Origin of the sequence: Vandammella animalimorsus (assembly GCF_002288875.1) — a bacterium.
Taxonomy (GTDB): Bacteria; Pseudomonadota; Gammaproteobacteria; order Burkholderiales; family Burkholderiaceae_C; genus Lampropedia; species Lampropedia animalimorsus.
In genome coordinates this window covers 111,511-126,773 of record NZ_NTBH01000001.1, presented here as the reverse complement: position 1 = coordinate 126,773, position 15,263 = coordinate 111,511, and the positions used below count along the sequence as shown (strand labels likewise).

The 15,263-nt window shown below is 63.3% G+C and carries 12 protein-coding genes; 6 read left to right on the top strand and 6 right to left on the bottom strand.

Annotated elements, in window-relative coordinates:
- Positions 1-568 precede the first annotated feature (568 nt).
- From CLI93_RS00535 to CLI93_RS00520, 4 genes are all read left to right on the top strand, one after another.
- Positions 569-2,683 carry a transglutaminase-like domain-containing protein gene (locus tag CLI93_RS00535; RefSeq protein WP_172424237.1) on the top strand — a complete coding sequence of 705 codons (2,115 nt, stop codon included), beginning with the start codon at positions 569-571 and terminating at the stop codon, positions 2,681-2,683.
- A gap of 136 nt (positions 2,684-2,819) precedes the next feature.
- The gene (locus CLI93_RS00530) at positions 2,820-3,419 is read left to right on the top strand and encodes a LemA family protein (RefSeq protein WP_095550386.1); all 600 of its coding nucleotides are present in this window, start codon (positions 2,820-2,822) and stop codon (positions 3,417-3,419) included.
- A gap of 98 nt (positions 3,420-3,517) precedes the next feature.
- Positions 3,518-4,369, top strand: coding sequence for a TPM domain-containing protein (locus CLI93_RS15050; RefSeq protein WP_172425735.1), 852 nt, complete (start codon positions 3,518-3,520; stop codon positions 4,367-4,369).
- Between the two features lie 14 nt (positions 4,370-4,383).
- Entirely contained in the window at positions 4,384-4,884 is a 501-nt protein-coding gene (locus CLI93_RS00520) for a TPM domain-containing protein (protein WP_172425504.1), read from the top strand.
- Positions 4,885-5,113: 229 nt separating this feature from the next.
- Here the strand turns inward: CLI93_RS00520 and CLI93_RS00515 are convergent, their stop codons facing one another.
- Positions 5,114-6,340, bottom strand: coding sequence for an anhydro-N-acetylmuramic acid kinase (locus CLI93_RS00515; protein ID WP_095541905.1), 1,227 nt, complete (start codon positions 6,338-6,340; stop codon positions 5,114-5,116).
- 241 nt (positions 6,341-6,581) lie between these two features.
- On the opposite strand from CLI93_RS00515, the gene CLI93_RS00510 reads away from it, so the two are divergent.
- Positions 6,582-8,552: an ABC-F family ATP-binding cassette domain-containing protein gene (locus tag CLI93_RS00510; protein WP_095541904.1), complete on the top strand. Its 1,971-nt coding sequence runs from the start codon at positions 6,582-6,584 to the stop codon at positions 8,550-8,552.
- 369 nt (positions 8,553-8,921) lie between these two features.
- Complete coding sequence (locus CLI93_RS00505; protein WP_095541903.1) at positions 8,922-9,653, top strand: WG repeat-containing protein; 732 nt, start codon at positions 8,922-8,924, stop codon at positions 9,651-9,653.
- Positions 9,654-9,853: 200 nt separating this feature from the next.
- Here CLI93_RS00505 and CLI93_RS00500 read toward each other — a convergent pair whose 3' ends face one another.
- The 5 genes from CLI93_RS00500 to CLI93_RS00480 all read right to left on the bottom strand — a co-directional run bounded on the left by CLI93_RS00500 (position 9,854) and on the right by CLI93_RS00480 (position 15,116).
- Positions 9,854-10,819: a hypothetical protein gene (locus CLI93_RS00500; protein ID WP_143326348.1), complete on the bottom strand. Its 966-nt coding sequence runs from the start codon at positions 10,817-10,819 to the stop codon at positions 9,854-9,856.
- A 599-nt stretch (positions 10,820-11,418) separates the two neighbouring features.
- Entirely contained in the window at positions 11,419-12,183 is a 765-nt protein-coding gene (locus CLI93_RS00495) for an ABC transporter ATP-binding protein (RefSeq protein WP_095541901.1), read from the bottom strand.
- Positions 12,176-13,069: an ABC transporter ATP-binding protein gene (locus CLI93_RS00490; RefSeq protein WP_238945762.1), complete on the bottom strand. Its 894-nt coding sequence runs from the start codon at positions 13,067-13,069 to the stop codon at positions 12,176-12,178. Before CLI93_RS00490 ends, CLI93_RS00495 begins: the two co-directional genes overlap by 8 nt.
- The gene (locus CLI93_RS00485; RefSeq protein ID WP_095538568.1) at positions 13,066-14,190 is read right to left on the bottom strand and encodes an ABC transporter permease subunit; all 1,125 of its coding nucleotides are present in this window, start codon (positions 14,188-14,190) and stop codon (positions 13,066-13,068) included. The genes CLI93_RS00490 and CLI93_RS00485 overlap by 4 nt, the downstream gene beginning before the upstream one ends.
- Entirely contained in the window at positions 14,187-15,116 is a 930-nt protein-coding gene (locus tag CLI93_RS00480) for a branched-chain amino acid ABC transporter permease (RefSeq protein WP_095538567.1), read from the bottom strand. Before CLI93_RS00480 ends, CLI93_RS00485 begins: the two co-directional genes overlap by 4 nt.
- Between the last annotated feature and the right edge of the window lie 147 nt (positions 15,117-15,263).

The window sequence follows — 15,263 nt, the reverse complement described above, 5'->3', positions numbered from 1 at the left end:
ACCGGCATAATTGATGGAATTTCGTCAGTAAGCACGCTCGCCTTGTATGCAACCGGTGTAACTGCTACCGTTATAAGAGTGTTAGGTTACCTTGGTCTTGCTTCACTTGGAATATCGCAGCACGTACCGTCTCGAGAACAGTGCTGGATCTACGAGGATTGAAATGAAAATCGCAATCATCATAACATTTAGCATTTTAGCAGTCACATCAGGAATTTGCCTTTTTCTGGAAGATACCTTTAAAGTAAAACTTCCAATTTCAAGAATTAATGTATTCAAATTGATGGTTCTATCGTTTTTTTTGATTGGATTTGCAATCAGGAGCTAAAGCAAACCCACCACACCAGCTCATATGCAAGTCAACATTTGGCAAGCCCCAGCACGCCGCATCGTAGATATTCGCAAAAACCTATGAATTCTTGTCACAACAACGAGAGGCTTCATTCGCAAGTTTTTTTCGGGGCAGCACATTAGGCGATTAAAACCATCCGAAATTTATGGCTGATGAAAATTTTGCGTGGGCTTGTACTGCCACGGGAATTCACCTGGAGTCGTAATGCACATTGCCATGCACAAAGCCCCCACCGCCGCCGACCTGGCCGCCACGCCCGAGGCCCCGCACAGCCCGCAGATCCAGGCCCTGGCCCAAAGCCTGGGCGGCAATCCCTTCAAAATCCACCAGTGGGTGCACGACCACATCCACTTTCACCCCAGCCACGGCAGCGTGCAGGGCGCGCAGGACACCCTGGACAAGCAACGCGGCAACGCCTACGACACCGCCAGCCTGCTCATCGCCTTGCTGCGCAGCTCGGGCATCCCGGCGCGCTACGTCTATGGCACGGTGGATATCCCCATCGCCCAGGTTCAGAACTGGGTCGGCGGCGCGGCCACCGCCCATGCCGCGCAGCAAATCCTCGGCCAGGGCGGCGTGCCCAATGTCATCCTCACCCGCGGCGGGGTGGATGTGGCCTTTCGCCTTGAGCACGTCTGGGTCGAGGCGCTGATTCAGTACCACCCAGGCCGCGGCACGCGCCACGTGCCCGGCCAGAGCCAGCCCGATGCCTGGGTGCCGCTGGATGCCAGCTTCAAGCAGTTCGATTACTCCAGCGGCATGGATTTGCAAGCGGCCGTGCCTTTCGATGCCCATGCCCTGCTCGCCGCCGCACAGCAAGGCGCGCGCATCAACGAGGCCGAGGGCTGGGTGCAGCATCTCAACACCCAGGCGGTGGACGCCCGCCTGCGCGCCTACCAGAACCAGCTCAAGGCCCATATCCAAAGCCACAACGGCGGCAACAGCACGGTGGGCGATGTGCTGGGCACGCGCAAGCCCCGCATCTATTCATTGCCTTATCTGGCCGGCACCCTGCCCTACGCCGTCCGCGCCAGGGCTGCGCCCATGAGCGAGATTCCCGCGCGCCACAAGGCACAGTTCCAGTACGCCATCTATGCCGACCAGCGCAGTGCCGCATGGGGCGATAGCCCGCTGCTGCAATGGCAGGTGCCCACCGCCGAGATCGCCGGCAAGAAGCTCACCATCGCCTGGGTGGCCGCCACGCCGGCCGATCAACAGGCCATCGAGGCCTTGATCCCCACGCCAGCGCCAGGCCAGCAGCTCGACCCCAGCCAATTGCCCCAGGGCTTGCCATCGAGCATCCACCTCAAACCGGAAATCCGCCTCGATGGCCAGACCGTGGCCACCGGCAGCGCCATGCGCGCCGGCGCAGAGCCTGTGGGAGTTGGCGGCTTTACCCGTTACGGCAGCAGCAACCAATGGGATACCAGCCGCGATCAACTCATCGCCGGCCAGCAAACGGCCATTGGCCTTTCCATCCAGGGCATCAGCCAAGGGCAAATGCAGCGGCTCAAGGAACGCATGGAGGCCACCAAGCAAAAGCTCGAACAAGCCCTTGCACTGCCGCCCAACCAAAGAGCAGCCGCCCTGCAAGGCATCACCGGAGAACACCTCACCGGCGACATGCTCACCGCCACCGTCTGGGGCTACTTCGCCAGCCTGCAAAGCTATGGGGCCATTGCTGGATCACAGGCCCAAGTCATCGACTTGCCCGCGCTGCAATACGGCCTGTTCCATGCCCAGGTGCAGCCACGCAAACCCTTTGGGCTGGTCACTACCGGCATCAGCTTCAAGGGGCTGAACATGGACATTGGGCATGTGCGCAGCATTCGTTGGGTCAAGGACGATGATCCCAACAGCCCGATCAACAACAAACCAGAGCTGACACAAAACGGCAAGACTGCGGCGCAAAACCGATGGATTGCCTACAACAAGGCCAAGGGGCAGTACAGCAGTGCGCAGGAGCACGCCACGCCAGAAGCCTTCTGGGTGGACAAGAACCAGTGCAGGTACACCGACGAGAACGGAAACATCAAGAACCCTACTCTGCAACCGTGTGCGGAAGGCATCAGTGCAGTGAAGGCCATCGCCATTGCGCAGCAGCAGGGGCAGAAGATTTACACCATCACACAAGCCAACGCTGCAACAGCATTGCCCAAACTGCCCATCGGGGGCGAAATAGGCGCTGAAATCCGCAATGCCATCCAGGCAGGTAAAGAAGTCACCTTCCACGAAGCCCGCATCCATGAGCACGGCTGGAGCGGCTATGGATACAGCATCGTGGATCCTGAAACCGGGGCCGGGGCTTATTTGATTGAGGGGAAAGGTTAAACTCAACGTCCAAGTGCAACATCCATCCCCACATTTGGAGTGTTGCCATGTCCAGAACCTACCAGCATCTCAACGCGGGCGAATGCGTCCCCAAGCGCTTGTCCCGATAAAAGAAATACCATTTTTGGAGAAAGACATGAAAGGTTTGAGCGGTATCGCGATTGTCATTGCCCTGATTGCCGCATTGGCGGCGCTTGCCATTCCTGGCTACAACCGCTTGCAGGGGCTGGACGAGGATGTCAATGCACGCTGGTCGGAGGTGGTGAGCCAGTACCAGCGCCGCGCCGATCTGGTGCCGAATCTGGTTGAGACCGTCAAGGGCTATGCGCGCCACGAGGAAGCGGTGTTCACGCAGGTGACCCAGGCGCGCGCCAAGGTCGGCAGCGTGACGCTCACTCCGGAGATGCTGGGCGACGAGGCGGCAATGCAGCGCTTCCAGCAGGCGCAGGGCGAGCTGACTTCCGCCCTGTCGCGTTTGCTGGTGGTGGCGGAGAATTACCCCGAGCTCAAGGCCAATACCAATTTCGAGAATCTGATGACCCAGCTTGAAGGCACGGAGAACCGCATCACCACGGCGCGCCGCAACTATATCGAGGGCGTGCAGGCCTTCAATACTGCGGTACGCACCTTCCCCACCAGCCTGATTGCGCGCCTGGCCGGCTTGTCGCGCCGCGCGCAGTTCACGGTCGAGAACGAGGCGGGGATTTCCACCGCGCCGCAAGTGCAGTTCAACTGATGCGACACATGTTGCGCGCCCTTTTCCTGGGGCTGGCCTTTTGCGCGGCAGCGGTATTTGCCGTGCCCGCCGATAGTCTCAAGCTCGACACTCCAGTGGTGGATCAGGCGGGCGTGATCGCGCCAGAGGCCGAGCGCGAACTCAATGCGCTTTTGCGCAGCTGGCATGCCCAGGGCTTGATGCAGGGCGCGGTGGTCCTGGTCGATTCCACTGACGGCATGGATGTGTTCGATTACGCCATGCAGCTTGGCAAACGCTGGCAGCTTGGCGACAAGGCGCGCGACAATGGCCTGCTGCTGCTCGTGGCCGTCAATGACCGCAATCTGCGCATCGTCACCGGCAGCGGCATCGAAGGCGTGCTGCCCGACATTTCTGCAAAGAAAATCATCCGCGAAGACATCACCCCCTATTTCCGCAACGGCAACTACGCAGGCGGCGTGCGCGCCGGGCTGGAAGCGGCGGCGCAACGTTTGCAAGCCGATCCGCAGGTGCAGGCGGAAATGGTGGCCGCCGATCGCCAAACGGCATCGTCCGGCCCCGCCGCATCAGCCCACCCCGATGTGCGCCTTTTGGGCCTGTTGCCGATCTTTTTCATTCTTATCTTCGCCACGAGCATGCTGCGACGCAAAAACGCTGTGGCGCGCGGTCTGTCCGGCCTTGCCGCCGGCGGCTTTGCCGGCATCATCACCTGGCAGATCACCCATGTCTTGCTGCTCGCGCTGGGCATGGCACTCTATTTCGGGCTGGCTTTTTCCCGCAGCAGCGACACGCGCGCCACGGGCCGTCGCCACAGAGGCGATGACGATGATGGCAACGACTGGTTCAGCGGCGGCTTCGGGGGAGGCTTTGGGGGAGGAGGCTTCGGCGGCGGCTTTGGAGGCAGTGGCGGCGGCGGTTACAGCGGCGGCGGCGGCAGTTTTTCCGGCGGCGGCGCCGGCGGATCCTGGTAGGAGGAGCAATGGCGATGCAACAATCCCTCTCGCGCACTCTGCGCAGCCTCACCAGCCCTCCCTGGCAGCACCGCTGGCTCAACGATAAAGCCATGCACACGCTGGAGAGCGTGCTGGCCGAAGCCGAGCGCGGCCACAGCGGCGAAATTCGTCTGCTCATCGAGCGCCACTTGCCCCTGAGCGTGGCCTGGCATCAGGACGCGCGAGCGCGCGCCGAAGACTGCTTCGCCCATCTGCGCGTGTGGGATACCGCCGCGCGCAGCGGCGTGCTTGTCTACGTCAATCTTGCACAGCGGCGGCTGGAAATCGTCGCCGATCGCGGCATCAGCGCCGTAGTCACGCAAGCGCGCTGGCAAGCGCTGTGCGACGCAGCGCTGAATGCCATGCGCAGCGGCCAATATGTCCGCGCCCTGAGCCAGCTCCTGGAAAACATCGGCGCGGAGATGCGCACGCATTACGGCATGCCCGACGACCCGCACGGCAACGAGCTGCCCAACCGCATCGAAACAAGATAGGCCTCAACGTGCACGTTTTTTGGCTTGGGGCTTGGCAGGCTTTGGGGGCCATTGGCCCTGGCCTGCCAAAGCAACTGGCCTGCTTCAAAGCCTGTTCAAGGCTTCGGCTCCAAGGCCCAAAGGCCCAAAGCAGGCTTGGGGCTTGTTGAAATTTGGTTTGCACAGTGCAAAACCGCGCTACAAAAAACCCCAAGGCCGAGCTTTGACAAGCGCAAGGCCTTGAAGGCGCTCAACACGGATAGATCGCGCCCAGAATGCGCGGGCCGGCGGCCTGCGTCACCGCCGGCAGATTGCCCGGCAGGCCCAGCAGGCACTGGCGCGCCAGCCAGGCAAAGGCGCAGGCCTCGACCAACTCCGGGGCCAGCCCCCATTGGGCCGTGCTCTGCACCGCCACCGCTGCGCCCAGGTGGTGTTGCAGCCGCGCCATCACATGGCGGTTGTAGGCCCCGCCGCCGCACACGCCCAGCACCGGCTGGCCTTGCTGATAGCGCGCATAGGCCTGGGCGCAGCTGATGGCCGTCAGCTCCGCCAGGCTGGCCTGCACGTCCTCGGGGCGCAGCGCCGGCGCAGCGCCACCAGCATCGCCCTCTACCTGTGCGCACTGCGCCAGGCATTGCTGCAGCCAGTCCAGATTGAACACATCCAGCCCCGTGCTCTTGGGCGCAGGCTGCTGGAAATACGGCTGCGCCAGCATGCAGCGCAACAGCCCTTCATGCACCTGGCCACTGGCGGCCCATTGGCCGTCCCGGTCGTAGGGCTGGCCGGTGTGGCGCAGGCACCAAGCGTCCAGCAGCGTATTGGCTGGGCCGCAGTCAAAGCCCAACGTCTGCCCTTGGGCGTCGATCAGGCTGAGGTTTGCAATGCCGCCCAGATTCAGCACCGCCAAGCCTGCGCCGCCGCCCTCAGCAGGACCGAACAGCGCCTGATGAAAGGCCGGCGCCAGCGGCGCGCCCTGGCCGCCGGCGGCCATGTCGCGGCGGCGGAAATCTGCCACCACGCTGATGCCAGTGTGCTCTGCCAGCCAGGCCGGGTTGTTCAGCTGGATGGTGTAGCGCTGCAGCGGCACGCCCTGCGGCCGGTGGCGCACCGTCTGCCCGTGCGCGCCGATGGCCGCCACCTGCCGCGCCGCGATGCCAGCCTGCTGGCACAGGCGCGCGACAGCCTGCGCGCAGCACTGCGCCAGCGCATTGGCCGCCAGCGCCGCCTGGTGCAGCTCGTCCTGACCGGGGAAGTTCAGCGCCATCAGCACCTCGCGCAGGCTGGCCTCGAAGGGCTGGTGCACATGGCCGCCAACCTGCACTGCCACTGCACCCAGCGCCCCGGTCTGCGCCTGTTGCCCAGCGCGCGGCGCAAAACGCGCCAGTACGGCGTCCACACCGTCCAGCGAGGTGCCTGACATCAGGCCGATGTACCAGCCATCGCTGGCATTGGTGGTGCAGTGTGCAGGCAAGGTCATGGCAACAAGGGGAAATAGTGGCTCGGGGCAGGCGGCGGCCATTGTAGGAGCCTGCCGCAGCCAGTAAGAACGCGGTTTGCACGCCCCCAGCGGCAAAGCGGGCACTGCGGCCCGGAATGGGATGCAAGGCGCGCAACCACAGCAATGGCCCAGCCATTGCGAGGACGAGCAACGCAGCAGAGCACCTGAATCCGCCGATGCGTACCGCTGCGATGCCCATAGAGCTTTCATAATTCGCACCATGATCGTCTTGAAGAATGTCGTGCTGCGCCGGGGCAGCAAAGTCCTGCTCGATGGCGCCAGCGTCAGCCTGCAGCCAGGGGAAAAAGCCGCGCTGGTAGGGCGCAACGGCGCGGGCAAATCCACCCTGTTTGCATTGCTCACCGGCCAGCTGCACGAGGACGGCGGCAGCTTTTCCATGCCGGCGGGCTGGCGCATTGCGCAGGTCGCGCAGGACATGCCCGAAACCGCCGCCAGCGCCACCGATTTCGTGCTCGGTGGCGATGCGCAGCTGCAGGCCCTGCAGGCGCGGCTGGCAGAGGCCGAAGCCGCCGGCGACGGCCTGGCCATGGCCCAGCTGCACGCCGAGCTGGCCGACGCCGGAGCCTACGATGCGCGTTCGCGCGCCCAGGCGCTGATCCTCGGCCTGGGCTTTGCGCCCGATGAGCTCGAACGGCCAGTCAACAGCTTTTCCGGCGGCTGGCGCATGCGCCTGCAGCTGGCGCGCGCACTGATGAGCCCCAGCGACCTGCTGCTGCTGGACGAGCCCACCAACCACCTGGACCTGGACGCGCTGATCTGGCTCGAAGGCTGGCTGGCGCGCTACAGCGGCACGCTGCTGGTCATCAGCCACGACCGCGAATTCCTCGACGCCACCACCCAGGTCACGCTGCACCTGGAGCACCAGGGCCTGACGCGCTATGGCGGCAACTACAGCTTCTTCGAGGAGCAGCGCGCCCTCAAGCTGGAGCAGCAGCAGGCAGCCTTTGCCCGCCAGCAAGAGCAAATCGCCCATCTGCAGCACTTCATCGACCGCTTCAAGGCCAAAGCCACCAAGGCCCGCCAGGCGCAAAGCCGCGTCAAGGCGCTTGAGCGCATGCAGCGCATCGCCCCCGTGCTGGCCGAGGCCGAGTTCAGCTTCAGCTTCAAGGAGCCGCTGGCCCTGCCCAACCCCATGCTCAGCGTGCGCCAGGCCGACATGGGCTACCAAAGCAAGGACGGCAGCGAGCACAAGACCATCCTGCGCAGCGTCAAGCTCTCGGTGCAGGCCGGGCAGCGCATCGGCATCTTGGGCGCCAACGGGCAGGGCAAGTCCACGCTGATCAAATCCATCGTCGGCGACATCCCGCTGCTGTCAGGCGAGATCATCCAGGGCAAGGGCCTGGCCATCGGCTACTTCGCCCAGCAGGAGCTGGACGTGCTGCACGCTGGCAGCAGCCCGTTGGAACACTTCATCCGCCTGGCGCGTCAGTACGGCGCCCAGCCGCCCAACCCCGCGCGCGAGCAGGATCTGCGCAACTTCCTCGGCGGCTTCCAGTTCAGCGGCGACATGGTCGCCCAGCCCGTGGGCACCATGAGCGGCGGCGAAAAAGCCCGCCTGGTGCTGGCCATGCTCGTCTGGCAGCGCCCGGGCCTGCTGCTGCTGGACGAGCCCACCAACCACCTGGACCTGAGCACGCGCGAGGCGCTGAGCCTGGCCCTCAACAGCTTCGAAGGCACGCTGATGCTGGTCAGCCACGACCGCGCGCTGCTGCGCAGCGTCTGCGAGCAGTTCTGGCTGGTCAGCCAGGGCAGCGTGCGCAGCTTCGACGGCGACCTGGAGGACTACCAACAGCACGTGCTCGAACAGCAAAAGGCCCAGCGCGCCCAACTCGAAGCCCAGCGCCCCGGCCAGTCTCAAGCTGCCGCCAGCCCCCCTCCCCCAGCCAACCAGCGCGAGCAGCGCCGCCTCGACGCCCAAAAGCGCCAGCAGCTGGCCGCGAAAACCCAGCCGCTGAAAAAGAAACTGCAAACCATCGAGCAGCAACTCAGCGACTGGCAGACGCAGAAAACCACCCTCGAAGCCAGCCTGGGCGAACACAGCAGCCCGGCTGACTGGGCCGAAAGCGGCAAGAAAATCAAGGAGTTGCAAAGTGCCATCGACGATGCCGAGGAGCAATGGCTGAGCCTGTCGGAAACCCTGCAGGCCCTGCAGCAAGACGCCGACGCTTGAGCCCTTCAGAGCACTTCAAGTGCCGCGCGGGAAATTTTTCGGATTTTTTTGCGCGGCCTGTCAACGCCCTGGCCGGGGCGGCGTTGAGGGATGCATTGTGATTTTTTGAGGATAGAGACATGAACACCAAAAGCACCCGCATCTGGCCCGACGACGAGCGCGATCGCAAACGCTGAGATTGCCTTCTCTCACCGGCAATCGCGCTGCCGGGCCACGCTGAGCCGCCTCCAAACAGTGGCCGGCAACCCAATAACTCGAACAACAGTCCATGCACCATTTACACCCCGCCTCTAGGCGGGGTTTGTCTTTTCTGGGAGCGACACCTGCAATATTCTGCTTTGCCCACCCTACACGAAAAAGGAGAGCCCCATGCTCAAAATACTTCCGGCTGTGACGCTCGCCCTCATTCTCCCTGCCAAAGCAGACTCCTGCCCTGAACCGGCAACCCTCGATGCAGCCTATACGCAAACCGGCCTACACGGCTTCAACAACGGCCTGCTCGCTGTCAAAAAAGATGGACTCTGGGGCTTTGTGAATCGCAAAGGCCGCCTCGCCATCCCTGCCCGATTCGAAGAAACACAAGGCTTTTCCGAAGGCAAGGCCGCCGTCAAGCTCAACGGAATCTGGGGCATTATCGACAGCAACGGAAAAATCCTCGTGCAGCCGCGCTATCAAAATGCCCGTCGCTATTTCAGCGGGCTGCTACCAGTCAGCAAAAATGGTAAAGACTATCTCGCGCTAGACCACCATGGGCGCGAAACCGAGCTGCCACGATGGGACGTCCGCCCCGACACCCCGCTGCACAAATTTCACACCGAAGATTTCAGCAAAATCGGCTACAAAGACCACAACGGCAACATCGTCGTTGCTGCGCTCTATGAGCGAGGTGTAAACCATTTTTCCGAAGGCATGGCCGCCGTGAGAAAAAACGGCCTGTGGGGCTTCATCGACGCCGAAGGCAACGAGAGCATTGCCCCGCGTTACACCCTTCCCCAAGGACAATGGGACATTAGCTTCAGCGACGGCCTCGCCAAAGTCGCCCTCGATGGAAAAATCGCATTCATCGACAAACAAGGCTGCACCATCCTGCAGCAAAAATAGCGGCTTCCTATCAGCATGCAAGGCTTTTCTCGGCAAAAAGCCTCAACTTTAGGATGTCTGTCATCCGGCCCCTATAAAAATGCGAATGTATTTTTATGGAAATCGCAAACTTTGGCATCCCAAACCATCCGGTCGGGCAAATATTGGTCAAGCAACGCCAGCTCACATCCTCTGTGCCTCATTCAGCGCATGAATCTGCCTCATGCGCCTGGGCTGTCCGTTACTTCCACCAGATCGGTGGGCGTAGCGCCCATGTGGAAGACGCGACAGCGCATGTCCAGCAACACGCGTTTTTGCGCCTCGGCCTGCTCGCGGTTGAGAAAGACAAAGCGCACCTCCTTCAGTGGTTCGCCCTTATCCAACTGCTTGTTGAAGCGCCAGTGCAAAATCTGCGCCACTTCACGCGGGGCAATGTCAACGCCGGGATCGGCCCAGGCGGTCACATCCAGCGTCTGTGTTTCGGCCTGATAGTGCATGGACTGGATGATGCCTTGGCCTTGCTGGAAATAGTCTTGCTCCTCGGGATTTACAGAAAAACCCGTCATGCCACTGGCCAGCGCGCCGTAGGTGGTCAGCTTCGGCTTGGCTGCACGCGCCATTTGCCATTGCGCAGGGTATGTTGCCTGCTTAAAGGCCAACTCATCAATGATCGCGGGCGCGCGGCCCACCAGCATCCGCCCGTCCCCCAGATCACGCTGCGTGGACCAGGCTTGCCAGTACACCGATGGGTCTTCGTAAGCGGTCTCCACCTCGCTCTTGCGCACGATGCGAATCAGATCGCCGATATAGGCCAGCGGCGGGCTGGGGGCAAAGCCGTTACGACCCCGATCCATCACCAGATCCAACACATCGAAGTGGTCACAGAGAAAGTCCACCAGCGAGTGGGCCGCTGCAAAACTGGTTTGCGCTCGAGACAGTGCTTGATCATCCAGAAAGTCGGTTAAATCAAGGGCGATGCAGTGAGCGTGACCAAAGGTATTTCTTTGCTTGTCACCACGCCGTTGCTCGTCGTAGGTAAGCAGAAAAATTCTCCCGAACTGATCTGGTGAGGAGAAAAGCAAGTCTCTTAAAGCGGGGTTGGTGTATATGTCCGGCGTGGGCGGACCTTCTTTTTCGGTTTTGCCGTACTCCAATTTTCCATTGGCCTTCAAGTTGTGTGCAGGCATCCACTGCTCAATCAGCGCAGTCGCCACCTCGGCCAAAGTGTACCGAGGCGACAAGACGCATTGCATGCGAATCAAAAATGGGGGCCTCATTTTTAGTTCCATAAAAATCAATATTCTAATTGGGCTCCACTCTACCCAGAATAATGGCTTTCAGCGTGGCTTTGGAGGCAAATAATCTGCCGCCATGAAGCACAGCTTTCGGGTATTTGGATTGGCATAAATATCTCGAATGGGCGCTTTTTAGGTCTCAACCCATTTTTCGCCGCGCTCGTAATCAAAACCACCCTTGGCCACGAATTGATGCTCAGGCCTCCATTTTTCTAACAGGGCTGTGGCCACATCTGCCAAAGCGTGCTTGGGTGCCAGTGCGCAGCGAATGCTGATGTGATGGGGGTTTCTGACATGCTTCATTTGCTTGAAGGCTCCAATGTGATGGCCCGCTTCGATGGCTTGCCGGCAGTCTGCGGCCCATCCCCAATCGATTCTTTCCCTCCCCCGCGCCAAGATGCTGAAGCGGTTTTGAGACGCGATCGATCAGGCAGCAGGCCTGCCGCCAATGGGCGGCCTGCCTGCAACCAGCGCCGCCAGGGCAGGTGGCCTCATTCGCCCAGGTAGGCCGCGCGCACTTTGGGGTCGTGCAGCAGTTGCGCGGCTGGGCCTTGCAGGATGACCTGGCCCGATTCCATGACGTAGCCGCGCTGGCTCAGCTGCAGCGCCAGTTTGGCGTTTTGCTCGATGAGCAAGATGGTCACGCCCGATTGGGCGATGCCGCGCACGACTTCGAAGATTTTCTCGACCATGATGGGCGCCAGGCCCATGGTGGGCTCGTCCAACAGCAGCAGCCGGGGCTTGGCGAGCATGGCCCGGCCCATGGCCAGCATTTGCTGCTCGCCGCCCGAGAGGGTGCCGGCCGTCTGGCGGCGGCGCTCGGCCAGGCGCGGAAACATGGCATAGACGTGCTCAGTGTCCTGCGCGATGGCGGCCTGGTCGCGGCGGCTGTAGGCGCCCATGAGCAGGTTTTCCTCGATGGTCAGCTGAGGGAAGATGCCGCGCCCCTCGGGCACCATCACCAGGCCCTGGCGCACCAGGGTGTAGCTGGGTTTGCCAAGCAGGCTTTGGCCCAGGTAGCGGATGTCGCCGCTGGCGGCGGGCACCAGGCCGCAGATGGCGCGCAGCGTGGTGCTTTTGCCCGCGCCGTTGGCGCCGATGAGGGCCACCAGCTCGCCTTGGTGCACGTGCAGATCGAGCTGGCGCACTGCACGGATGCCACCGTAGGCCACGTCCAGGCCGGAGATTTCCAGCATGGGCTGCTGCCCAGCATTGGCGGTTGCCGCCGCCGCGGTTGCGGTAATGGTGTCAGCCATGGCGCGCGCCCTCCTCTGCTGCGGCGGCAGCGTCGCTGGCGGGCAGCAGGCCCAGCTCCTGCGCCGCGCCCTTGCCCAGGTAGGCTTCGATGACGGCCGGGTTGCGCTGCACGGTCTGGGGCTCGCCTTGGGCCAGCACTTTGCCGTATTCCAGCACCAGCACCTGGTCGCACAGGTTCATGACGAGTTTCATGTCGTGTTCAATGAGCAGCACGGTGATGCCACTGGCGCGGATTTTCTCGATCAGCGCGCGCAGCACCAGGGTTTCCGACGGGTTCATGCCGGCGGCCGGCTCGTCCAGCGCCAGCAGCTTGGGCTCGGTGGCCAGCGCGCGGGCGATCTCCAGGCGGCGCTGGTCGCCATATGAGAGCGAGGCGGCCACTTCGTTGGCGCAGTGGGCGATGCCCACATAGTCCAGCAGCTGCAGCGCGCGCGCTTCGATGCGCGCTTCCTCGGCGCGGGTGCGCGGCCCGCGCAGGATGGCGCCCAGCACGCCGGCGCGGGTGCGCAGGTGCTGGCCGATCATGACGTTTTCCAACGCACTGAGGCTGGAGAACAGCCGGATATTCTGGAAGGTGCGCGCCAGGCCTTGCTGGGCGATCTGGTGCGGCTTGAGCCGCGTCAAGTCCACGCCCTGGAACAGGCAGCTGCCCGCCTCGGGCACGTACAGCGCGGTCATGACGTTGAACAGCGTGGTCTTGCCCGCGCCGTTGGGGCCGATCAGGCCGAAGATCTCGCCCTGGCGGATGGTGAAGCCCACGTCATCGAGCGCCTGCAGGCCGCCAAAGCGCTTGCTCAGGCCTTTGGCCACGAGCAGCGGCTGGCCGATGGCCGGGCGCGCCGGGCTGGCGCTGGCTCTGGCTGCGGTGGTGGTGGCCTGCATCATGCTCCGCCCCCCCTTTGCTGGTTGGCGTGCAGCTCACGCTTGCGCACGGCCGAGGGCCACAAGCCTTCGGGGCGGAAGATCATCACCAGCACCAGCGCCAGGCCAAAGAGCAGCATGCGGATGGCGTCCGGGTCGATCACCACGGCGCCAAACAGGCTGTGCTGCAGCGGCTCGACCACGGCGCGCAGGAATTCCGGGAACACGGCCAGCAGCAGCGCGCCAAGGATCACGCCGGGCACGTGGCCCATGCCGCCGAGCACCACCATGCAGAGGATGGCGATGGATTCGGTCAAGCCGAAGCTCTCGGGGCTGACGAAGCCCTGCATCGAGGCGAACAGGCAGCCGGCCACGCCGCCAAAAGATGCGCCCATGGCAAAGGCCAGCAGCTTGATGTTGCGGGTGTTGATGCCCATGGCCTTGGCGGCCACTTCATCCTCGCGCACGGCCTCCCAGGCGCGGCCGATGCGCGAGTTCTGCAACCGCACGCAAATGAAGACGATCAGCAGCACCAGCGCCATCAGCAGGTAGTAGTACTTCTCTGGCCCGGTGATGCGCCAGCCCAGGATGGTCTCGGCCCGGCCAAAGGCAAAGTCGCCGACGCGGAAGGTGTCGATGCGGTTGATGCCCTGCGGGCCGTTGGTGATGTTGACCGGCGCATCCAGGTTGTTCATGAAGATGCGGATGATTTCGCCAAAGCCCAGCGTGACGATGGCCAGGTAATCGCCGCGCAGGCCCAGCACCGGAAAGCCCAGTAGCATGCCCGCCAGCGCCGCCAGCATCACGCCCAGCGGCAACACGACCCAGAACGGCAGATGCAGGCCAAAGTGCGGCGAGGCCAGCATCGCCCAGACGTAGGCGCCCACGGCATAGAAAGCGATGTAGCCCAGGTCGAGCAGCCCGGCAAAGCCCACGACGATGTTCAGCCCCAGCGCCAGCATCACGTACAGCAGCGCGAAGTTCAGGATGCGCACCCAGCCCTGGCCGGCCACGCTGCCCAGCACGAAGGGCAGCACCAGCAGCACCGCGCCGATGAGCAGCGTGCCCAGCCAGACGCGGGCCGGAATGGCCCGGCGCTGCGGCGCGCCGGGCTCGGGTCGGGAGGAAGTGGATACAGCGCTCATGCCCGGTCTCCTGCACGCTCACCCAGCAAACCGGATGGGCGGAAAATCAATACCGCGATCAGCACGATGAAGCTGAACACGTCCTGGTAATGGCTGCCGAACACGCCGCCGGTCAGATCGCCGATGTAGCCCGCGCCCAGGGCCTCGATCAGGCCCAGCAGCAACCCGCCGAGCATGGCCCCGGGCAGGTTGCCGATGCCGCCGAGCACCGCCGCCGTGAACGCCTTGAGGCCGAGCATGAAGCCCATGGTGTACTGGGCCACGCCGTAGTAGGCGGTGATCATCACGCCGGCCACGGCCGCCAGGGCCGAGCCGATCAGGAACGCAGCGGAGATCACGGTGTTGATGTTCACGCCCATCAGCCCGGCCACCTCGCGGTTTTGCGCCGTGGCGCGCATGGCCGTGCCCAGCCGAGTCTTGAGCACCAGCAGCAGCAGCGCGCCCATGATGAGCGCGGCGCTGGCGATGATGCCGATCTGCAGCAGGCTGATGCGCGCCTGGCCCAGCTGCAGCACCACCGGCTCGATGACGTGCGGGAAGTTCAGATAGCCGCGCCCCCAGAACATCATTGCCAGGTTCTGGATGATGATGGACACGCCAATGGCGGTGATCAGCGCCGCCAGCCGTGGCGCGCGGCGCAGCGGGCGGTAGGCGTAGCGCTCGGCCGTCCAGCCGATGGCCATGCACACCGGGATGGCCGCCAGCAGCGCCAGGCCCAGCAGCGCCAGCGCCGGCCAGGCCGCGCCGCCGCCGGCCAGCGCCAGCACCACGCTGGTGGCCACCATGGCGCCCACCATGACCACATCGCCATGCGCGAAGTTGATCAGGCCGATGATGCCGTACACCATGGTGTAGCCCAGCGCCACCAGCGCATAGACGCTGCCGACCGTCAGCCCGTTGATGATTTGTTGCAAAAAGGTATCCATGCGGGAGCGCTCCAGGCCCCGGGGCCGCAGACGGCCACAGCGGAAGAAAACGACGAGAAGAAAAAAGACGAAAGAAAAGCGCCGCCAGGGCGAGCCCATCCATCAGAGCTGCCCGCTGCCGCCACGCAAAGTGCGCAGCGGCAGCGG